The following is a 19,825-nucleotide window of genomic DNA, read 5'->3' on the forward strand; positions in this document are numbered from 1 at the left end:
CTACCTGGCTGGACCAGCCCTGGCAGATCCCTGCGAAGCCGCCTTGCCCAAACAAGGGGCCACCTTCGCCGGCGTCGTGCGGTACGTCGGCGACGGAGACAGCCTCTGTGTTAGCCCAGGGTCGGACCCGGCGACCTGGATCGAAGTTCGGCTGGCTGACTTTTATGCGCCGGAATTGCACCGCCCGGGGGGAGCAGCGGCAAAGCAGACGCTCTCTCGAATCGCGTTGAACCGGCGGGTGGTCTGCCTGGCGCAACATCGATCTTACGATCGGATCGTCGCCGCCTGCACCTTGGGGGGCAGATCGGTTGGCGAGCTGATGCGCCGCGCCGGCGTCGCAGAGGGCGGAGCGGGACGCTAGTGCACGTGAGGACCTGTCCGCATGTTCACAGGCGGACGCCTAGCGCTCGCCGAATGGATGCTTCCCGTATTTGCGCATAAGGTCGTCGAAAGCTTCCCCCATCAGCGCCTGCAGGCTGGTTCCCTGCTCGAGCGCCAGCAGGTGCAGGCCGCGGCTCACGTCGGGGCTGAAATAGCCGCTGACGGCCTTCTTGCCGGACCGGCCAGGCGAGCGGGGGCGATATTCAGCTGGCTCCTCTGGAGGGGGCTTCGCCGTGCGCTCGGACCTGATGGATGCAAAGCGGCTCATGCGCTGATCGCCCGAGGTCCGTCGAGCTCACGTGTGGACCTGTCCAGCTGTTCACACGTCCACGCCCACAGCGCCGACACCTCATTCGCGGCCTTGCCGCCCGGCTCGTGCTCGGAGGCCACCAGACCGGCCGCGGTGCTGTGGTGGTAGGCGGCTCGCTCCGGAAGCGACACAGGTGCGAGCGCCAGGCCAAGCCCGCCGCTAGCCTCGCCGGTGATGAGCTCCGCCGCCTCTCGGTAGATTTGGGGCGCACGGGGAGGCCCGGCCGTGAAGACGACAAATGCCCGCGTGCGGCGGCTCTGAACCAGCTCGGCCGTCGCCTCTATCGCCGCCAGATCGAACGCCTTCGGGCGGCAGGGGATCAGCACAAGGTCCGCGAGTTTTGCCGCCTGCCGCGCCATGAGATCGGCATGCGGCGGCGTGTCGATCACGACGATCTCTGCCCCGAGTTCTTCGGCTCGCTTGAGCTTGGTGGCGAGGAGGGCAGGTGCGCCGCAATCTACCACGTCTGGCTCTCGCTCGCCCCGCCAGTGGGCCCAGCGGCTGGCTGTCGCCTGAGGGTCAGTATCCATGAGTAGGGCGACCCGTCCGGAGGCCTGAGCCTCTGTCGCCAGATGCACCGCCAGCGTCGTCTTTCCGGCCCCGCCCTTCTGACTGATCACGGCTATCGTGCGCATCTGCACCTCCTCACATGAAGCCATGTGAACAGGTGGGCGCGTGGACACCAGCACGCGGCCGAGGTGATCGTGGAAGATCGCAGGATCGGCGGTGAATGGGTCGGAGCTGCTAGGCGATTGCCTTGAGCCCCTTCGCCTTCACAAGGCTGAGAAGTTTAAGCGACGGCCCGTCAGGCCGTTTCTCACCGCGCTCCCATTTGCTCACCGCATCCTTGCGGACATTGAGGTAGCGGGCGAACACCGGCTGAGAGACCTGCTCACGTTCCCGCAGCGCGCGGATCTCCTCGGGCGCCATTGGGGCGACCGGCGTCAGACACAGTTCGTCGAACTGATGCATGGTCGACTTGTCGACGAGGCCGGTGTCGTGCAGCCCGGCCACCGTCTTGTGGACGGATGCCAGGATCCCCGATTCAGCCTTCCGCTTCGCCGCCGCCATGAGGCTCGCTCTCCAACTCCACCAGTTCGCCGGCCGAAGTGGCCGTCCTCAGGCCCTCGGCGGAAAGCCCGGTGAGCACGCCCGCCAAGGCTTTCAACGCCTTCAGCTCCTTCGCGCTCACGTTCGCCTTGTCGCTCTTGGCGAACCCGTGAACGAAGAAGCTGTGCCCGCCGACCTTGAACACGATGATCGTGCGGAAGCCGCCAGACTTGCCGCCGCCCTCACGGGCGACGCGCTGCTTGAACACCCCGCCGCCAAGATCGGCGTCGAAGCGTCCGGCCACGACGTCCGCCGAGGCCTCTACGAGCTTCGGGCTCGCGAGCCCTGCCTTGCGAGCGAAGCGCGCGAACTCCTTGGTCGCATAGACGCTCACGCGTGCACCGGAGCCAACATCAATGTAGTCCTCAGAGCTACATTTTCAATCGATTTAGGTGACGCCTCAGGCCGCGGGCTTGAGCGCTTTGCGGGTGAGCAGGCGCGTCACCCAGGCGTCCCACTTCTTCATGCCCGCTCGCTTCTCGGGCATGTAGTTCCAGCGGTCGTAGCTCTTGGAGCTGACGTCCTGGAGCGTGTGGTTCTGAAGCCGATCGCGGATCTCCTTCGGCACCCCAGCCTTGCCGGCCAGGGTTTTCCAGGTTCGCCGCAGGTCGCGATTGGTGACGACGGGGATCACGCCGCGGTCCCGCTGCCGCCACATGAAGCTGTAGAGCGTGCCGGCGCTCACGGGCTTTGACGGGTCCATGGCCGACGGGAAGAACCACCCGTGTTCGTTCGGCTTGATCGACTCAATGAGCTCTGCGGCCAAGGCCGGCGCCGGGATCGTGTGCGGCTTGCCGTTCTTGGTCTTCGACCAGTCGATGATCTTTTCCTTGGCGTCCCACTGATCGACGTGAAGGCGCGCGATCTCCTCGACCCGCTGGCCGGTGAGCATGAGGATGCGAACGGCCCGGGTATAGGGCGGATGCACCGGCGAGTCTGGCGTCTCCAGCCAGCGATAGAGGCGGACAAACTCGTCCTCGTTCAGCCAACGGGTTCCGACCGTCTTGGGCTCAGTCGGGATCGCCCCAGCCGGGTTGCTCACCAGCTTGAAGCGCCGCGGAGCCGCGCTGCGGTAGTCGTGCTCGGCCTTGAGGCCCCAGGAGTAGGCGGAGCGGATATAGCTCCGCACGTGATCCGCCATGGAGCGTTTGCCGCGCTCGTAGATCGGCCGCAGGACGCCGAGGACATCTTCGGGGCTGATGTCGCGAGCGAGCCGGTTGCGGCCGAGGACATCGGCGACGTTCTCGAGGCTCTTCTCGGCGTCTCGCCAGGATGACTTCCCTGCGGCCTTCAGGTTCGCGACGTAGGCTTCGAAGAGGTCTGCGACGGTGCCGGGGCGCGTATCGCCGGCGACCTTGATGCTGCTGCCCTTCTGAATGACGTCGGCGAAGTCTCGCTTGAAGACTTCGCGGGCTTCAGCGAGCGACATCACCGGGTAGGCGCCGACTTTCGACTTCGTCCGCCGGCCGTCCCGCCACTGCTGGGCCATCCACTCGGCCGTCACCCGGGTCGGCATGGGCTTGAGGATCAGCGTCAGGCGCCCGGTCCCTCGGCCTTCCCCATCGGACAGAGTCTCCTGCTTGCGGGATCGTTCCACGCGCTTGATCGCGTGCTTGATGGCGCTGTCGGTGAGGCTCGGCACGGGGGCTCTCCGGCCCGACCTACTGGGGTCGGTTTGGGGGCTGTAACTGGGGTCGGTTAGGTCGAAGTGACCCCCATATTCGGCCGAAACCGTCCCCAGTCAAGAACGGGAAAAAACCCGCTGATTCAGTGGTATTGGCCGTGATCCAACGTGATCAAAAAGGGCTGAGTGGGGTGGTTGTGGACCAGGATCAGCGCGCTGGCCGAAAGCTCCAGGGCGCGGCGGGCCACCTCGCGCGGATAGACCGGCGCGTGGTCGACGGTGCCGCGGTTCATGACCTCGTCGGCGATGAGCTGGTTCTTCTTGTCGAGGAACAGCACCCGGAACTGCTCGCGGCTTTCGTGGGCGAGGGCGGTCTTCACATAAGCGAGCAGCGCGCTCCAGGACGAGATCACCGGCCGCCGCGCGACCTGCTCCCGGGCGGTGCGGAGCGTCGCCTCGTGCAGCAGCTTGAGGTCGAGGGCGACGCTTTCGCCGACGCCCTTCACCGTCCGCAACTCCTCCGCCGTGGCCCCGAGGACGCCGCCCAGCGAGCCGAAGCGGCCGAGGAGCTGCTTGGCCAGCGGCTTGACGTCCTTCTTCGGGATCGAGCGGAAGAGGAAGAGTTCGAGCAGCTCGTAGTCGGGGAGGGCGGAAAGGCCGCCGGCCGCCGCGCGTGTACGGAGTCGTTCGCGATGCCCTGCGAAATGAGGAGCCTGCGCTGCCAGGAGGTCGGGCGCGGCGGACATGTCTTCCAGGCCGGGCAGGCTGCGCATGGGGAACAATGTTCCCTATGCGTTCTGGTTTGGCAAGCCTAGTTGTAGGCGACGCTGACGGTGAAGGTGCCGCTGTAGGCGCCGGTCGGCGTGCCGTTCGACAGCAGCACCTGGCCCCCGACGCCGAAGCCGAAGGTGCCCGAGCCGTTGGTGTTGCCGGTGAGCTGGCCCCCCGAGGCGGTGGAGTCGAGCATCACCTGCACGGTGCCGCCGCCGCCGCTGCGCAGCATGTCGAAGCTCTGCGGGACGGTGATGCTGATGTTGAGCCCGGTCTCGCCGCTCACGGTGAAGGCCGCGCGCGACGGGGCGGCGTTGGGGCCGTTGGCGACCAGGCTGGCGGCGCCGTCGGCCGTGCGCGCGCCGGTGGTTTTGTTGATGTAGATGGTGCCGTTGCCCGAGGCCGGACGCATCACGGTGCCGAAGGAGAGGTCCGACGCCTTGCTGATGGTGATCGGCTGATAGACCGTCATGGTGCCGGTCACGGAGGTATTGGCGCTGGTCTGCGCGAACGCCGGCGCCGCCGCGGCGGCCAGGCCCGTAACGGTCAGCGCCAGCAAGGCGCGGTTGAACTTCGACATCAGCCGCTCCGATCTCCGGCGGGCGTCCCGGAATGAACCAGGTCACGGCGCGCCATAGCTTACCCGTAGAAATACGGGCAAGTTCCGTGCCGGGAAAACTCAGGGAAAATCCTCAGTTTGGGTATCGGAGCGCGAGCATTTGCAGCGCTACGGTAGAGCGCCGACCCAAATTGCAACGATGGGTGGCAGCGCTCCCGCTGCCGCCACCCTGCGTAGACCGGCCGCGATCAGTCTCCGGTCACCCGGATCGCGTTGTCATCCGAGTTGCGGTCGATCTGCTTGTTGTACGGATCGACCCCGGCGAAGAGCGGCTTGCGGTCGACGGTGACCGTGATCGTCTGGCTGCCCGACTTCAGCGGGGTGAGCTGGAAGTACGCCACGTCCTTGGCCGAGAAGCCCGCCTTGCCCGGTTCGGCGGTGAAGACGCCCACGTCGAACAGCTGACCGTCGAGGGCGGCGGGCGTCTCCTTGCCCTGGCCGTCGGCGTACATCTTCTTCGCCTCGAGCGTGAGCGTGACGTCGTAGCGGCCGTCGGCGCGCTTCTTCGCCGTCGCCGTCTTCGTCTTCAGATCGTAGAGGGTGATCTTCTCGAAGAGGTCGGTGATGAGCTGCTGGGCGACCGGGTCGGCGCCCGCCTCGGCGCGCAGCGCGTCCACCAGGTCCTGGGAGCGAGGATACGGCGCGCCCTTGAAGGCGTACTGCTGAAGCACCCGGCGGAGCGCGGCGTTGACCTTGGCCTCTCCCAGGCGGTCGGCCAGCAGGTACATGACGATGCCGCCCTTCTGATAGTGGATGTAGCCCTGATCCTCGACGCGGATCAGGGGGAGTTCCTCGACCACCTCGCCGCCACGGCTTCGGAGGTAGCGATCGAGCTCCAGCTTCAGGAACCGCCGGATCCCCGCCGGTCCGTAGGTCTTCTCCATCACCTTCAGGGCGGAGTAGGACGCCAGGGTCTCGGACAGGCTCGTCGCCCCCTGCATGTCGGCCCCGATCACCTGGTGGGCCCACCACTGGTGGCCGAGTTCGTGGGCGGTCACGTAGGTGACGAAGTCCACCTTCTCCTTGTCGCGGTTGTCCGCGATGAAGCCGATCGCCTCGGAGTAGGGCATGGTGTTGGCGAACGCCTGGGCGAAGGTCTCGTAGCCCGGGAACTCCAGGATGCGCGCCTGGCGGAACTGATAGGGGCTGAAGTTCGCCTGGTAATAGTCGAGGCCGGTCTCCAGCGCCTTGATCATCCGCTCGACATTATAGGGGTGCTGGGCGTCGTAGTAGATCGCCAGCTCCACGCCCTTGTAGTTCTCCTTGCGGATCGCGTAGCGGGCCGACTGCACCGAGAAGAAGTGCAGCACCGGCGCGTCCGTCCGGTAACGCACCGTCCGGCGGCCGTCGCGGGTCACGTCCGAGACCTTGTAGCCCGGAGCCACGGGCGTCTGGTCGGCCACGGTGGTGACGGTGATGTCGGCGTTCACCCAGTCGGCGTTGGCGAGGTAGTTCCGCGCCTGGGCCGAGCGGTCCTCCAGCTTGGCGGGCCGCAGCTCCGCCGGCAGGCCGTACTTCCGGCGCTTGGCGCGGTCGCGCAGCATCTGGAAGCGGTTCATGCCGATGCTGGGCGCGAACTCGAAGTTGTTCACGAAGGTCCCATTGTCCACGAGGCGGGTGGTGTTGCCCCGGTTCCGGAAGCCCTTCTGCTGCATCACGGTGGTGAACGTCAGGGTGGCCCGCTCGCCCGGCTGCAGCGGCCGATCCAGCGTGAAGATGCGATAGTTGAAGCGGTCGAACGTCTTCACCTTGGCCGGCGTCGACAGCACGAGCGCCTCGGCCCTGGTGTCGCGGTCCAGCCGCAGATGCACCTCGCGGATCGGGACGCCGGTGTCGTTCACCAGGTCGTATCGGCCGGTGGCGACCAGCTTCGGCGCATGCGGGTCGAGGTCCAGATCCAGGACCACGTCGGTGACCGACGGCTGGGGCAGGGTCTCGTACCTGAGGAACGCCTTCTCGTACTCGGCCTGCCACTTCTCGCTGCCCTGCGCGGTCCGGTACTCGTTCCAGACGTTGGTGTTCAGGTAGATGAAGCCGCCAAGGCCCGCGAAGGCGGCGAGCGCCACGACGCCGAGCACGCCGGCCGGCCCGGCCAGCCTGCGGGGCAGACGCCTGAGACGGGGCGCCAGCCGGGTTTCGGTCCCCCGCCGCCACAGGCCGTAGGACAGGACCAGCAGGATCAGCGCGAAGGCGGTCCAGTAGGCCCGGAACCAGGCCGCCGCCTTCCAGAAGTCGCCCTGGCCATTCATGTCCGAGACGGGCGTCGAGGGGTAGCCCCCGTAGAGGTAGAGGTTGTGCTCGAACCCCATGTTGCCGAGCGTCAGCGTGGCGATGAGGTAGAGCAGCATCAGCCCCCAGCCGACGAACTTGTGGGGCGTGATGGCCTGGAAGAACACCGCCAGCACCGCGAGCAGCGTCCAGTCGATGGCGTTCGGCAGCACGTACCAGACGAGGTAGCGGCCGAGATCGATGTCGGTGAAGCCCTTGAAGAGCTGGACCAGCACGCCGGCCGCGGCGCTGACGAGGAGGGTGGCGACCAGCACCAGGGCGAGGGCCAGGGTCTTGGGGACGACGAACGCCCAGTCGGGCACGGCGGTGGCGTCGACGATCTCGTGGGTCTTGCGGTCGCGCTCGCGCCAGACGAGCTCGCCGGCGTAGTAGATCGCGACGATGATGACGATGAGGGTGAAGGCGCCGTTGAGCGTCTGGATGACCCAGCTTGTCACCGGGTAGATGTCGGTTCCCCCGCGCTCGGCTCCGAGGAAGAGGCTGCCTGCGGCGTTGAACAGGCCGAGCAGCAGGAGCACGACGAAGGCCGGGCTCTTGAACACCTGGCCCATCTCGAAACGGGTGCGCTTGACGAGCTGGGTCCACGCCGAGGCGGCGCCATAGCTGGGCGCCGGCAGCGGGCCGGACGGCGCGATCGGCGCCTCGGGCTCGGCCTGGGCGCGGAGCTTCTCGAGGCGCCGGGCGCGCTTGCCCTTGGTCTCGAAGCGGAAGACGGCGAAGGCGACAACCAGGAAGACGGCCGCCATGCCCAGCCAGATCAGCCGGTTGTAGAGCAGGGCGCCCTCGAAGGCCGGCAGCATCGTGTTCGACTCCGCGGCCGTGAAGTAGCGCGTGGCGAGCTGGAAGGCGGCGAAGCCGAAGGGCTCGACGAGGGCCGCGATCTGCCGGCGCTCGGGATCGCGCAGGGCCGCGTTCATGACGATGTAGAGCACCAGGAAGGCGGCGACGCCCACGTAGGTGGCCATCATCGACCGCGTGGCGGTGGCCAGCGAGAAGAAGATCGCCGACACCAGGAGCAGGCTGGGCAGGCCGATCAGGAAATAGGCGTAGGCGTAATAGGCGAGGTTGTTCGGCCCCAGCGTCTCGGGATCGACCCAGGGCATGAAGGAGCCCACGACGATGCCGAGCGGCACGAAGAGGAAGCTGAGCGCCGTCGCCAGGTAGGCGCCGGTGAAGCGGCCGAACAGGTAGTCGAACTTGCGGATCGGCGTCGACCGGATGATCGGGCCGTAGCCGGTCTCGTCGTCCCGAACGATCACGTTGGCGACGAACGCCGTCGAGACGAACATGAAGAACAGCGCCATGGTGAAGACCGTCTCGACGATGGCCTGGGGCGAGTTCTTGTGGACGTTGCCGCCCGATCCGATCTGGATCTGGTCGACGGTGACCGAAGCAAAGACCAGCAGGAAGAAGATCAGGCCGGCGATCCAGAAGATCGGCTGGCGGACCTGGTAGCGCAGCTCGAAGGCCGCGATCTTGCCGAACATGACGCGCGTGTCCTTGAGGCTCAGGCCGCGCGCCGCGAGGCGGTCAGCGTCGAGAAGTAGACGTCCTCCAGCCCGCCCTCGACGGGCGAGAACCCGGCGCCCGGCGAGGCGTCGGCGAGCACGTGCACCACGGTGCGGCCGCCGGAGAGCCGGGTGGAGATCACCTCGTGGCTCTGGCGCATGGTCTCGAGGTCCTGGCGGTCGATCGTGCGGGTCCAGATGCGGCCCTTCAGGGCGGCCATGAGCTGGGACGGCGCGCCTTCCTTCAGGATCTTGCCGCCGGCGAGGATGGCCATGCGCGGGCACAGGTCGGCCACGTCCTCGACGATGTGGGTCGACAGGATGACGACGACGTTCTCGCCGATCTCGGCCAGCAGGTTCAGGAAGCGGTTGCGCTCCTCGGGATCGAGGCCGGCGGTGGGCTCGTCGACGATGATGAGCTGGGGCCGGCCGATCAGCGCCTGGGCGATGCCGAAGCGCTGGCGCATGCCGCCGGAGTAGCCCGCGACCGCCTTCTTGCGCACGTCCCAGAGGTTCACCTGATGCAGCAGGGCCTCGACCGTCTGCTTGCGTTCGGCCTTGCCGGCGATTCCCTTCAGGACCGCCATGTGGTCGAGCATGTCGTAGGCGTTCACCCGCGGATAGACGCCGAAGTCCTGGGGCAGGTAGCCCAGGGTGCGGCGCAGCTTCTCGGGCGTGGCGATGACGTCGATGTCGCCGAAGCGGATCTCGCCGGACGTCGGCGTCTGCAGGGTGGCGATCGAGCGCATCAGCGTCGACTTGCCTGCGCCGTTCGGGCCCAGCAGGCCGAACATCCCCTTGCCGATCTCCAGATCGACGCCGTCCAGGGCGCGCGTGCCGTTGGCGTACACGTGCGTCAGGTTCCTGATCGTAAGCATGAATTGCCACCCCTCGTTGCAGGCGAGGCTGCAACGGCCCTGTGACGGCGGCAAGTGAGGAGCTTGTAACCTTTGGTCGCGGGCTAGCCGGAGGGGCCGTCGCCGGCGACGACCCGGCGGTGCTCGACGTGCGGCGGTCGGTCGAGCAGGAAGCGGTCGTCCTCGGGGTAGTAGACAGCGACCTCGGGGTTGGGGCCGGCGAAGCCGTGGATGGCGTCCATCCCCGTCCACCACGAGAGGGTGGAGACCTCGCTGACGCCGTCGCCCAGGTCGCGGAAGACCATCTGCCAGCCGAGGTTGCCGGGCGTCGCGCGGTACGCCGCCCCGCCCGTGGCCGTGATGTAGGCGGCGTACTCGGCCTCGTCGGCCGTCCGGATGCGGCCGGTCCACATCCGAAGGATCATGGGATCAGGCCGCGCCCTGGATCGGCGGCTTGAAGATGCCCTGGGGCGAGGCCGTGAAGACCTCGCAGCCGTCCTCGGTGACGCCCACCGAATGCTCGCACTGGGCCGACAGCGACTTGTCGCGGGTGACCGCCGTCCAGCCGTCGGAGAGCAGCTTCACCGGATGCTTGCCCAGGTTCACCATCGGCTCGATCGTGAAGAACATGCCCGGCTTCAGCACCGCGCCCGTGCCGGGCTGGCCGAAGTGCAGGATGTTGGGCGCGTCGTGGAACACGCGGCCCAGGCCGTGACCGCAGAAGTCGCGCACGACCGAGCAGCGCATGCTCTCGACGTACTGCTGGATGGCGTGGCCGATGTCGCCGGTGGTGGCGCCGGGCTTCACGGCGGCGAGGCCGCGGTCCAGGGCCTCATAGGTGATGTCGACCAGGCGCCGCGCCCGCGGGGCCACCTCGCCCACGCCGTACATCCGCGAGGTGTCGCCGTGCCAGCCGTCGACGATGACCGTGACGTCGATGTTGGCGATGTCGCCCTCGCGCAGCACCCGCTCGCCCGGGATGCCGTGGCAGACGATGTGGTTGGGGCTGATGCAGGTGGTCTTGGTGTAGCCGCGGTAGCCCAGGCAGGCCGGGATGGCGCCGTGGTCCAGGATGAACTCCCGGGCCAGATCGTCCAGCGTCTCGGTCAGCACGCCGGGCACGACGTGGGGCGTCAGCATGTCGAGGCATTCGGCGGCCAGGCGACCGGCGCGGCGCATGCCTTCGAAGTCGTCCGCGGTGTGCAGCTTGATCTGGCCGGTGCGGTGCTCGGCCTCGAGGATGTCGGTCATAGGGTGCTCGGGTGGCTGGAGGGCCTATGTCGCTATCCTAGCACGGAACTTCAACCGTCCCGACTTCGTCGCACGCGGCTTGCGGGCGCGGGGGGCGCATGCCAGCGTCCGCGCCAGTCGAGTTGGGGACCTGTCTCTATGCGTATCGTGACGTTCGCTGCGGCCGCGGCCGCCTTCCTGCTGGCCGGCGGGGCGCAGGCTCAGCCCGCATCGCCCAAGGCGGCGAAGAAGCCGTTCCAGGTGACCGCGCCGGCGGGAACGCGGACCGACGAGTACTACTGGCTGCGCGACGACACGCGGAAGAACCCCGAGATGCTCGGCTACCTGAACGCCGAGAACGCCTATGCCGACGCCGTGCTCGCGCCGCTGAAGCCGCTGAAGGAGACGCTGTTCAAGGAGATCGTCGCCCGGGTGAAGCAGGACGACGCGTCCGTGCCGTACCGCGAGCGGGGCTACTGGTACTACACGCGCTTCGAAGCCGGGAAGGACTACCCGGTCGTCGCCCGCCGCCGAGTGGTTCCTGGGGGCGCGATGAGCGCGCCCGAGGAGGTGATGCTCGACCAGAACGCCATGGCGGCCGGCAAGGGCTTCTTCTCGGTCGGGCAGTCGGTCGTCAGCCAGGACAACCGCCTGCTGGCCTGGACCGACGACACGGTGGGCCGCCGGCAGTACGTGCTGCGCTTCAAGGATCTCACGACGGGGGAGGTGTTCGCCGACACCGTGACCAACGCCGAGCCCGACATCGTCTGGGCCGACGACAACCGCACGGTCTTCTACATCGAGAAGGACCCGGTCACCCTGCTTTCGAAGCGGGTGAAGGCCCACGTGCTGGGCACGCCGGCCAGCGCCGACACCCTCGTCTATGAGGAGCCGGACAACAGCTACTACATGAGCCTCGGCCGGACGCGGTCGGACAGATTCGTCTGCGTCTACCTGCAGAGCACGACGGCGACCGAGCAGCGCTGCACCTCGGCGGCGGCGCCGGGCAAGCTGGAGGTCGTGGCGCCGCGCGAGCGCGACCACCTCTACCAGGCCGATCACCTGGACGGCCGCTGGGTGATCCGCACGAACTGGAACGCGCCGAACTACCGGCTGATGACGGCGCCCGACGGCGCGCTGGGCGACAAGGCGCGCTGGACCGACTTCGTCGCCCATAAGCCCGACGTGTTCATCGAGGACTTCCGGCTGTTCAAGACCTTCACCGCCATCGAGGAGCGCTCGGGCGGGGTGAAGCGGCTGAGGGTGCTGAAGCCGGGCGGCGGCTCCGAGTTCGTGGCGGCCGACGAGCCCGCCTACACCATGGGCTTCGAGACCAACGCCGAGGCCGATGCGACGGCACTCCGCTACACCTACACCTCGCTGACGACGCCGGCCTCGACCTATGACCTGGACGTGGCCAGCGGCAAGCGGACCCTGCTGAAGCAGACACCGGTGATCGGCTACGACCCTAGCCAGTACGTGACCGAACGGGTGTGGGCGCCGGCGCGCGACGGCACGAGGATCCCGGTTTCGATCGTCTACCGGAAGGGCTTTAAGCGCGACGGGACGGCGCCGCTCTTCCAGTACGGCTACGGCAGCTACGGCGCCTCGCAGGACCCGGCGTTCAACCTGGCGACGGTGAGCCTGCTGGACCGCGGGGTTGTCTATGCGCTGGCCCACATCCGCGGCGGCCAGGAAATGGGCCGCCAGTGGTACGACGACGGCAAGCTGCTCAAGAAGACCAACACCTTCTCCGACTTCATCGACGTGACCCGCTACCTGGTCGCCCAGAAGTACGCCGCAAAGGATCGGGTGGGGGCGATGGGCCGCTCGGCGGGCGGCCTGCTGATGGGCGCGGTGGCCAACATGGCTCCGCAGGACTACCGCGCGATCGTCACCCAGGTGCCGTTCGTCGACGTGGTCACGACGATGCTGGACGAGAGCATCCCGCTGACCACCAACGAGTTCGACGAGTGGGGCAATCCGAAGGACCCCGCGTACTACCGCTACATGCTGGCCTATTCGCCGTACGACCAGATCGAGAAGAAGGCCTATCCGGCCATCTACGTCGGCACCGGCCTGTGGGACAGCCAGGTGCAGTACTACGAGCCGGCGAAGTGGGTGGCGCGACTGCGCGACCGCAAGACCGACGCCAATCCGCTGGTTTTCCGCGTGAACATGGAGGCCGGCCACGGCGGCAAGTCGGGCCGCTTCCAGCGCTACGAGGAGACGGCGGAGTACTACGCCTTCCTGCTGGACCAGCTGGGGGCGAAGTAGGGCGTCAGGCCGGCCGGTCGCGCCACAGGATGGGCCGGGTGAGCTTCACCCGGCTCTGGTCGATCTCGCAGCCGTAGACGAGGACCTCGACGCCCTCGGCGGCGACCTCCTGCAGGGCGGCGTGGAACTTGGGATCGCAGTCGGCGGCGGTGGCGAAGCGGTCGCAGTCGGTGCGCTGGACCACGAACAGCGCGACGGCGCGGTCGTCTTGCCGGACCATCTCGGCCAGCTCGCGCAGGTGCTTCGTCGAGCGGGCAGCGACGCAGTCGGGGAATTCGGCCAGCCCCGGCTCGCGCATCAGGTGGACGTTCTTGATCTCCAGCCAGCAGCGCGGGCGGTCGGGGCTCTCCAGCAGGAAGTCGACGCGGCTGTTCTCGCCGTACTTCACCTCTCGCCGGTGGACGGCGTAGCCGGCGACTTCGGGGATGGCCTCGGCGGCGAGCGCCTCGGCGACGAGGCGGTTGGGATGCAGGGTGTTGACGCCCACCACGCCGCCGTCGGCTTCCACCAGCTCCAGCGTATGGGCGAGCTTGCGCTTGGGGTCGTCGGACTTGGACAGCCAGCAGGTGAGGCCGGGCGTGTTCAGGCCCAGCATCTTGCCGGGGTTCGGGCAGTGGGCGGTGATCGCCGCGCCATCGTCCAGCACCACGTCGGCGAAGAAGCGCTTGTAGCGCTGAACGAGGCGGCCGCGCAGCAGGGGCGAGGGGAACTCCATGGCCGGCGCATAGCACAGGGTCGAAAGCCGAGCGTATGGGTCCCGGTCTTTGGCTTCGCCAAAACCGGGATGACGGCTAGAGATGGCGCATGAGCGAGACCTCTACTGACCGCGTGACCGCCGCGGTGCTGATCATCGGCGACGAGATCCTCTCGGGCCGGACGCAGGACACCAACCTGCGCGACATCGCCCGTTACCTGGGCGTGCTGGGCGTCGACGTCGCCGAGGCGCGGACGGTTCCGGACGTGCTGGACGAGATCGTCGACGCCCTGAACGCGCTCCGGTCCCGCTACGACTATGTGATCACCACGGGCGGGATCGGGCCCACGCACGACGACATCACCGCCGATGCGGTGGCCGCGGCGTTCGGCGTGGCGCTGGAGGAGCATCCCGAGATCATCGCCATGCTGGAGGCGCGTTTCGGAGACCAGCTCAACGCCGCGCGGCGGCGGATGGCCCGCGTGCCCGTGGGTGGAACGCTGGTGAAGAACCCCGTGCAGGGGCCGCCCGGATTCGCCATCGGCAACGTCTTCGTGCTGGCCGGCGTGCCGCAGATCATGCGCGGCATGCTGGAGGACGTGGGCCCCCGGCTTCGCGGCGGACGGCCGGTGGTGTCGCGCACGGTGCGGGTGGAAGGCTCGGGCGAGGGGGCGATCGCCGCGCCGCTGGAGGCGGTGGCCAAGGCGCACCCGAACATGTCGCTGGGCAGCTACCCGTTCTTCACGCCGGAAGGCTACGGCTCCAACCTGGTGCTGCGCGGCCGCGATCCGGCCGAAGTGGAGGCGGTGGTCGGCGAGCTGATCGCCGCGCTCGCGGCGGCCGGCGTTACCGGCGCGCACGAACCGATGGTGTGACAACCGGCCGGTTTGTTTCAGAACCGGCGTTCGGCTACCATGGCGAGAGTTCCTGTTGTGGGGAAGGTGACATGATCGTTTCGATGCTGGCCGCGAGCCTGCTGCTGGTCCAGGGCGCGCCGGCCGCCGCGAAGACCGAGGTGGCCGACAAGGACCCGGTGATCTGCAAGAACGAGGCGGCGCCCGGTTCGCGACTGCCGAAGAAGGTGTGCGCCACCAAGAGCGAATGGGAGCGGCGCAAGCAGGAAGACCGCGACAACCTCGAGAAGAGCCAGCGGGTCCGCCCGATGATCGGCCAGTAAGGCTCGATCCAAGAATCTCGACCTGTGATTCCGAGGGGCTGTAAAGGCCCCTCTTTTCGCTGTGGATAAGTTGTGCGCAAATGGCGCCGCTTGAGGGCGGCCGCTGCAGGGGCCGTTCCCTTGCGGGGATCGGGCGCCCGGCGGCGCCCTGGGTTGGATTGGGGCGGCCCTGGTGAAGACGCTAGCCGTGATGTCCCGCAAAGGCGGGGCCGGAAAGACGACGGTCGCCGTCAATCTGACGCTGGCCGCGCGCGCCATGGGCGTGAAGGCCGTGCTCGCCGACGCCGATCCGATGCGCAGCGCCTGCGAAGTCCTGAAGGGCCGCGAGGAAGCGGCCTCGGTGCTGTTCGAGACGAGCGCCGCCAAGCTGTTTCCGCTGACCCAGGCCTGTTCGCGGGCGGGCGTCGAGCTCCTGATCATCGATACGCCCGCCGCGCCGGAAGCCGACGTCGCCGAGGCGGTCAAGGTCGCGGACCTGTGCCTGGCGGTGGCGCGGCCCACCTACCTGGACCTCGCCGCGGCGGTGCTGTCGGTGGCGGTGATCCAGCGCCTGGGCCGCGAGGGCCTGATCGTCCTGAACCAGTGCGCGCCCGCTCGCAGCGGCGTGGAGCCGCCGGCGGTGCTGAAGGCGTTCGAGGCGCTGCGCTTCGCCAGCCTGCCCGTCGCGCCGACCGCCCTGCGCTCGAGGGTCGTCTATCAGACCGCGTTCGCCCAGGCCCGCTCGGTGCTGGAGATCGAACCGAATGGGGCGGCGGCCGGCGAGGTGCGCGAGCTGTTCGCCCAGGTCTGGCGTCAGCTCAACGGCGCGGGCCGCGCGCCGATGCGTTCGGCCAACGACGATCTCGGCCGGGCGGCCGGGCTGCGACTGGTCCCGACCGCCTGACCCCGCCTCACTTGTAGGCGACCGCCGCGCTGGCCGGCCCGCCCAAGGGGATGACCTCGCAACGCCGGAAGCCGGCCTCCAGGCACCAGCTCTCGAAATCGGCGCCGGTGAAGTCGAAGGCGTCGCCGAACTCGATCAGCATGTTGAGCGACATCAGGAGACCGAAGGCGTTCTCGCGCCGCTCGTCGTCGATGATGTTCTCGATGGCCACGAGGGCGCCGCCTTCGGGAAGGGCGCGGAAGGCCTTGGCGATCAGCATCTTCTTATGCTCGAGATCCCAGTCGTGGAGGATCATCCCCAGGGTGATCACCTCGGCCGGCGGGAATTCCTCCTTCAGGAAGTCGATGGCGCCTGTCCGCACGCGGTCCGTGAGGCCTTCGCGGGCGATGCGGCGCTCGGCGATCGGCTGGACCACCGGCAGGTCGTAGGTGGCGCAGGCCAGGTGCGGATGACGGCGGGCGACGATGCACGAGAGCTGGCCCGTGGCGCCGCCGATGTCGGCCAGGGTGCGGTAGCCGGAGAAGTCGAACTTCGCCGCGAACGCTTCGAAGTTGCCGAGCGAGCAGCCGGTCATGGCGTCCATGAACTGCTCGAGCCGGGCGGGATTGGCGTAGAGCTCCTCGAACAACGGCTTGCCGGTGCGCGCGGCCTCGTTCTGCGGGCGGCCGGTGCAGAGCGCGGCGGTGAGCTCGCCCCAGAACGGATAGAGCCGGGCGTTGGCCATCTCGAGCAGGCCGCCGACGTACCGGGGGCTCGCCCGGTCGAGATAGACGGCGCCTTCCGGGGTGTTGGCGTAGAGCGCGGTGCGGCCCGCGCCGTCGCGCTCCAGCAGGCCGAGCGCCACCAGGGCGTCGAGGAAGTCGGCGGTGGCGCGGGGGTGCAGGCCGATGCGCGCCTCCAGTTCGTCGCCGGTCATCGGCTCTTCGGCCAGCAGGCTGAAGACGCCGAGCTCGACTGCGCTCAGGAGAGTCTTCGACGACCAGAAGGCCATGCCCACGTCGAGGATGCGGGCGGGAGAGAGTGTCGGGGCCGTGACGTTGATGCCCATGGCGTTTGTCCTTCTCGGAGTTTGCGATGGGCGAGGCTTTGCGGCTTCCCCGTGGAGGCCAGCGTTTGAAAGAACGTTGGAATTGTAGGGCCTTCGGGGTGCGGCTAGTTTCCACGCATGGGCGGGGCGGGCGCGCGATCCTTCGAACTGCAGCTGATCGGACCCTTGGCCGTGCAGCGAGACGGAAAGCCCGTGCCATTGCCCGCCTCGCGCAAGACGCGGGCCCTGCTGGCCTACCTCGCCATCTCCGGGAAGCCGGAACGCCGCGAACGGCTGTGCGAGCTGTTCTGGGAGGTCCCGGATGATCCGCGCGGCGCACTGCGCTGGAGCCTCAGCAAGCTCCGGCCGCTGGTGGACGTGGCCGCCGACCGCGAATGGGTGGAGATCCGGCTGGCCGACGAGGCGGTGGACTGGCGGCGGCTGAAGGCCCTTGTGCAGCGGGGCGTGGCGCAGGCTCCGACCGAGGCGCTGGCGGCGGCGGCCGGCGAGGGGGAGCTGCTGGAGGGACTGGAGCTTGCGCGCTGCGACCGCTTCCAGGCCTGGTGCGTCGCCCATCGCGAGGACGTGGCCGCCTGGCGCGCCGCCGTGCTGCGGGAACTGACGGCGCGGCCTCTCGCACCCGACGCGGCGCTGGCGTACGCGCGCCGCTGGGTGGAGGTGGCGGGCGATGCGGCCGAGCCTTGGACGCGGCTGGTGGACCTGCTGGAAGCGGCGGGACGCGGGCGCGAGGCTGACGAGCAGCGGGCGCAGGCGGCGCGGCGGCTGGCGGCCGTCGGCGTGGAGATTCCTGCGGCGCTGCGGGGCAGGACGGCGGCGGCCAGGCCGGCCGCGCCCGGCGGCGAGGTGCGCTTCTGCACCGCCTCGGACGGAGTGAACATCGCCTACACGGTGCAGGGCTCGGGCCCGCCGCTGGTGAAGGCGGCCAATTGGATGACCCACTTGGAGCGCGACGCCGAGGGGCCGATCTGGCGCCACTGGATCGCCGAGTTCACGCAAGGCCGCGCGTTCGTGCGCTACGACCAGCGCGGCAACGGGCTGTCGGACTGGAAGGCGCGATTCAGCTTCGAGGCCTTCGTCGACGACCTCGAGCAGGTGGTGGACGCCGCGGGCCTGGAACGGTTCGATCTGCTGGGAATCTCGCAGGGCGCTGGCGTGGCCGTGGCCTATGCCGCGCGACACCCCGAGCGCGTTCGCCGGATCGTGCTGCTGGGAGCGTTCACCCGAGGCTGGGCGTTGCGGGGCACGCCCGAGGAGCGCGAGCGGCGCGAGGCGGTCCTGACCCTGACGCGGACCGGCTGGGACCTCGACACCCCGGCCTTCCTGCAGATGTTCACCTCGCTGTTCATCCCCGACAGCAGCCCCGAGGACCAGCACTGGTTCAACACCACCCAGAAGCTCTCGACGAACGGCGAGAACGCCTACGCCATCCAGCGAAGCGGGGCGGACATGGACGTCGACCACCTGCTGCCGCAGATCAAGGCGCCCACGCTGATCGCCCACCGGCGGGGCGACGCCGTCGTGCCGTTCGAGGTCGGCCGGGAGATCGCCAGCCGCATTCCCGGAGCGCGCTTCCTGCCGCTGGAGGGCCGCAATCACATCATCCTGGAGCCGGATCCCGCCTGGCGTCGGTTCGCGGACGCCGCCCGCAGCTTCCTGGACGAGCCCGAGTCGTGAAGGGGGCGGAGCCGGCGTTCCGCGCACGGCGGGCGATAAATTTACGCCACGGAAGCGCCGGGGTCTGGACACAAAGCGGCCTCGCACCCAGCTAAGCGCATGAAGCGCTGCCGCAGACGGGCGGCGGCGCGCACATCCTGCTGAATTCGAGGGTTCGCATGTCGGGGGCGGTCCGCACGGCCGTTGTGGCCTTGGTGTCTCTGGTGCTCGCAAGCTGCGGCGCCAAGAAGGTGGAGCCGACGCAGGGCCCGCCGCCCGTGTCGGTGTCGGCGCCGCTGCAGCGGCAGGTGATCGACTGGGACGAGTTCGTCGGCCGGTTCGAGGCGATGCAGGAGGTGGAGGTCCGTCCGCGCGTGTCGGGGTACGTCCGCTCGATCCATTTCCGCGACGGCGACCTGGTGCGGAAAGGCCAGCTGCTCTACGTCATCGACCCGCGTCCTTACGAGGCGGAGCTCGCCCAGGCCCGCGCCCAGACGCGCCAGGCCGAGGCGCAAGCCGCCCGCGCCCGGCTGGAGCTGGACCGCGCACAGAAGCTGCTGGAGACGGGCTTCGTCTCCAAATCCTCGTACGACGCCCGGCTCGCCGAGAGCCGCACGGCCGAGGCCGCGGTCGGCGCGGCGCGTGCGGCCGAGCAGGCGCGCGCGCTGGACGTGCAGTTCACCCGCGTGACCGCGCCGATCGCCGGCCGCGTGTCGGACCGCCGGGTCGACGTGGGCAACCTCGTCGCCGCGGAAGGGGCCGAGCCAACGCTGCTGACGACCGTGGTCTCGCTGGATCCGATCCATTTCACCTTCACGGGGTCGGAAAGCGTCTACCTGAAGTACCAGCGGCAGAACCGCGAAGGGACGCGGATCAGCTCGCGCTATGCCTCCAACCCGGTCGAGATCCAGCTGCAGGACGAGACGGCCTACGCCTGGCGCGGGCAGATGGACTTCGTCGACAACGCGCTCGACACCGGGTCGGGCACGATCCGTGGCCGCGCGGTTGTGCGCAATCCCGACCTGTTCCTGACGCCCGGGATGTACGGCCGGATGCGGCTGCTGGGCTCCGGCGCCTACGACGCCATGCTGGTGCCCGACGCCGCGGTGATGACCGACCAGTCTGACAAGATGGTGCTGGTGGTCGGCCCCGGAAACGCCGTCCAGCCGCGGAAGGTGCAGCTCGGTCCCATCGTCGATGGCCTGCGGGTGATCCGCGCTGGCCTGTCGCCGGCGGACCGGGTGATAATCGAGGGGCAGCATCGGGTGCGGCCGGGCGACAAGGTCGTGCCGCAACCCGGCCGGATCGTGGCCAGCGCGCCGACGGCGCCCCGGCCCCCGCAGGTCCTGACCCAGCCCGCCGCCCAGGCCACCTCGGCCGACGGCGCGGAGTGA

General features: G+C 68.7%; 19 protein-coding genes. 6 read left to right on the forward strand and 13 right to left on the reverse strand.

Features of this window, described 5'->3' with window-relative positions; all coding sequences use genetic code 11:
• Positions 1-400 precede the first annotated feature (400 nt).
• The 11 genes from ACO2Q0_RS11450 to map form a co-directional block, all read right to left on the reverse strand.
• Positions 401-649, reverse strand: coding sequence for a ribbon-helix-helix domain-containing protein (locus ACO2Q0_RS11450; protein WP_423351655.1), 249 nt, complete (start codon positions 647-649; stop codon positions 401-403).
• Positions 646-1,326 (reverse strand): ParA family partition ATPase, encoded by a 681-nt coding sequence (gene parA, locus ACO2Q0_RS11455; RefSeq protein ID WP_423351656.1) that lies wholly within the window; start codon positions 1,324-1,326, stop codon positions 646-648. The genes ACO2Q0_RS11450 and parA overlap by 4 nt, the downstream gene beginning before the upstream one ends.
• 109 nt (positions 1,327-1,435) lie before the next feature.
• Entirely contained in the window at positions 1,436-1,762 is a 327-nt protein-coding gene (locus ACO2Q0_RS11460) for a helix-turn-helix domain-containing protein (RefSeq protein WP_423351657.1), read from the reverse strand.
• Positions 1,737-2,135, reverse strand: a complete 399-nt coding sequence (locus ACO2Q0_RS11465; RefSeq protein WP_423351658.1) for a type II toxin-antitoxin system RelE/ParE family toxin — start codon at positions 2,133-2,135, stop codon at positions 1,737-1,739. The genes ACO2Q0_RS11460 and ACO2Q0_RS11465 overlap by 26 nt, the downstream gene beginning before the upstream one ends.
• A gap of 66 nt (positions 2,136-2,201) precedes the next feature.
• Complete coding sequence (locus tag ACO2Q0_RS11470; protein ID WP_423351659.1) at positions 2,202-3,443, reverse strand: tyrosine-type recombinase/integrase; 1,242 nt, start codon at positions 3,441-3,443, stop codon at positions 2,202-2,204.
• Between the two features lie 125 nt (positions 3,444-3,568).
• Positions 3,569-4,171 carry a JAB domain-containing protein gene (locus ACO2Q0_RS11475; protein ID WP_423352261.1) on the reverse strand — a complete coding sequence of 201 codons (603 nt, stop codon included), beginning with the start codon at positions 4,169-4,171 and terminating at the stop codon, positions 3,569-3,571.
• A gap of 65 nt (positions 4,172-4,236) precedes the next feature.
• Entirely contained in the window at positions 4,237-4,776 is a 540-nt protein-coding gene (locus ACO2Q0_RS11480; RefSeq protein WP_423351660.1) for a DUF4402 domain-containing protein, read from the reverse strand.
• Positions 4,777-5,003: 227 nt separating this feature from the next.
• Positions 5,004-8,591 (reverse strand): ABC transporter permease/M1 family aminopeptidase, encoded by a 3,588-nt coding sequence (locus tag ACO2Q0_RS11485; protein WP_423351661.1) that lies wholly within the window; start codon positions 8,589-8,591, stop codon positions 5,004-5,006.
• A gap of 20 nt (positions 8,592-8,611) precedes the next feature.
• Complete coding sequence (locus ACO2Q0_RS11490) at positions 8,612-9,490, reverse strand: ABC transporter ATP-binding protein (protein WP_423351662.1); 879 nt, start codon at positions 9,488-9,490, stop codon at positions 8,612-8,614.
• Between the two features lie 83 nt (positions 9,491-9,573).
• Positions 9,574-9,894 carry a hypothetical protein gene (locus ACO2Q0_RS11495; RefSeq protein ID WP_423351663.1) on the reverse strand — a complete coding sequence of 107 codons (321 nt, stop codon included), beginning with the start codon at positions 9,892-9,894 and terminating at the stop codon, positions 9,574-9,576.
• 4 nt (positions 9,895-9,898) lie between these two features.
• Positions 9,899-10,720, reverse strand: a complete 822-nt coding sequence (map, locus tag ACO2Q0_RS11500; RefSeq protein ID WP_423351664.1) for a type I methionyl aminopeptidase — start codon at positions 10,718-10,720, stop codon at positions 9,899-9,901.
• A 138-nt stretch (positions 10,721-10,858) separates the two neighbouring features.
• Here map and ACO2Q0_RS11505 point away from each other — a divergent pair, with 138 nt between their 5' ends.
• Positions 10,859-12,976 carry a S9 family peptidase gene (locus ACO2Q0_RS11505; protein ID WP_423351665.1) on the forward strand — a complete coding sequence of 706 codons (2,118 nt, stop codon included), beginning with the start codon at positions 10,859-10,861 and terminating at the stop codon, positions 12,974-12,976.
• A gap of 4 nt (positions 12,977-12,980) precedes the next feature.
• Here ACO2Q0_RS11505 and sfsA read toward each other — a convergent pair whose 3' ends face one another.
• The gene (gene sfsA, locus ACO2Q0_RS11510) at positions 12,981-13,691 is read right to left on the reverse strand and encodes a DNA/RNA nuclease SfsA (protein ID WP_423351666.1); all 711 of its coding nucleotides are present in this window, start codon (positions 13,689-13,691) and stop codon (positions 12,981-12,983) included.
• A gap of 89 nt (positions 13,692-13,780) precedes the next feature.
• On the opposite strand from sfsA, the gene ACO2Q0_RS11515 reads away from it, so the two are divergent.
• From ACO2Q0_RS11515 to ACO2Q0_RS11525, 3 genes are all read left to right on the forward strand, one after another.
• The gene (locus tag ACO2Q0_RS11515; protein WP_423351667.1) at positions 13,781-14,545 is read left to right on the forward strand and encodes a competence/damage-inducible protein A; all 765 of its coding nucleotides are present in this window, start codon (positions 13,781-13,783) and stop codon (positions 14,543-14,545) included.
• Positions 14,546-14,616: 71 nt separating this feature from the next.
• Complete coding sequence (locus tag ACO2Q0_RS11520) at positions 14,617-14,847, forward strand: hypothetical protein (RefSeq protein WP_423351668.1); 231 nt, start codon at positions 14,617-14,619, stop codon at positions 14,845-14,847.
• A 172-nt stretch (positions 14,848-15,019) separates the two neighbouring features.
• Complete coding sequence (locus tag ACO2Q0_RS11525; RefSeq protein ID WP_423351669.1) at positions 15,020-15,730, forward strand: AAA family ATPase; 711 nt, start codon at positions 15,020-15,022, stop codon at positions 15,728-15,730.
• 7 nt (positions 15,731-15,737) lie between these two features.
• On the opposite strand, the gene ACO2Q0_RS11530 is transcribed toward ACO2Q0_RS11525, so the two are convergent.
• Positions 15,738-16,778 carry a class I SAM-dependent methyltransferase gene (locus ACO2Q0_RS11530; protein ID WP_423351670.1) on the reverse strand — a complete coding sequence of 347 codons (1,041 nt, stop codon included), beginning with the start codon at positions 16,776-16,778 and terminating at the stop codon, positions 15,738-15,740.
• A 192-nt stretch (positions 16,779-16,970) separates the two neighbouring features.
• Between ACO2Q0_RS11530 and ACO2Q0_RS11535 the strand changes: the two genes are divergently transcribed.
• Both ACO2Q0_RS11535 and ACO2Q0_RS11540 read left to right on the forward strand, forming a co-directional pair.
• Positions 16,971-18,452: an alpha/beta fold hydrolase gene (locus ACO2Q0_RS11535; RefSeq protein ID WP_423351671.1), complete on the forward strand. Its 1,482-nt coding sequence runs from the start codon at positions 16,971-16,973 to the stop codon at positions 18,450-18,452.
• Positions 18,453-18,610: 158 nt separating this feature from the next.
• Positions 18,611-19,825, forward strand: a complete 1,215-nt coding sequence (locus ACO2Q0_RS11540) for an efflux RND transporter periplasmic adaptor subunit (RefSeq protein WP_423351672.1) — start codon at positions 18,611-18,613, stop codon at positions 19,823-19,825.

The organism is Phenylobacterium sp. VNQ135 (assembly GCF_049445735.1).
Classification (GTDB): domain Bacteria; phylum Pseudomonadota; class Alphaproteobacteria; order Caulobacterales; family Caulobacteraceae; genus Phenylobacterium.

Coding starts and splice junctions, on each gene's coding strand:
- ACO2Q0_RS11450 (WP_423351655.1), bottom strand. CDS start 649: ATGAGCCGCTTTGCATCCATCAGGTCCGAGCGCACGGCGAAGCCCCCT.
- parA (WP_423351656.1), bottom strand. CDS start 1,326: ATGCGCACGATAGCCGTGATCAGTCAGAAGGGCGGGGCCGGAAAGACG.
- ACO2Q0_RS11460 (WP_423351657.1), bottom strand. CDS start 1,762: ATGGCGGCGGCGAAGCGGAAGGCTGAATCGGGGATCCTGGCATCCGTC.
- ACO2Q0_RS11475 (WP_423352261.1), bottom strand. CDS start 4,171: ATGTCCGCCGCGCCCGACCTCCTGGCAGCGCAGGCTCCTCATTTCGCA.
- ACO2Q0_RS11480 (WP_423351660.1), bottom strand. CDS start 4,776: ATGTCGAAGTTCAACCGCGCCTTGCTGGCGCTGACCGTTACGGGCCTG.
- ACO2Q0_RS11485 (WP_423351661.1), bottom strand. CDS start 8,591: ATGTTCGGCAAGATCGCGGCCTTCGAGCTGCGCTACCAGGTCCGCCAG.
- ACO2Q0_RS11490 (WP_423351662.1), bottom strand. CDS start 9,490: ATGCTTACGATCAGGAACCTGACGCACGTGTACGCCAACGGCACGCGC.
- ACO2Q0_RS11495 (WP_423351663.1), bottom strand. CDS start 9,894: ATGATCCTTCGGATGTGGACCGGCCGCATCCGGACGGCCGACGAGGCC.
- map (WP_423351664.1), bottom strand. CDS start 10,720: ATGACCGACATCCTCGAGGCCGAGCACCGCACCGGCCAGATCAAGCTG.
- ACO2Q0_RS11505 (WP_423351665.1), top strand. CDS start 10,859: ATGCGTATCGTGACGTTCGCTGCGGCCGCGGCCGCCTTCCTGCTGGCC.
- sfsA (WP_423351666.1), bottom strand. CDS start 13,691: ATGGAGTTCCCCTCGCCCCTGCTGCGCGGCCGCCTCGTTCAGCGCTAC.
- ACO2Q0_RS11515 (WP_423351667.1), top strand. CDS start 13,781: ATGAGCGAGACCTCTACTGACCGCGTGACCGCCGCGGTGCTGATCATC.
- ACO2Q0_RS11520 (WP_423351668.1), top strand. CDS start 14,617: ATGATCGTTTCGATGCTGGCCGCGAGCCTGCTGCTGGTCCAGGGCGCG.
- ACO2Q0_RS11530 (WP_423351670.1), bottom strand. CDS start 16,778: ATGGGCATCAACGTCACGGCCCCGACACTCTCTCCCGCCCGCATCCTC.
- ACO2Q0_RS11540 (WP_423351672.1), top strand. CDS start 18,611: ATGTCGGGGGCGGTCCGCACGGCCGTTGTGGCCTTGGTGTCTCTGGTG.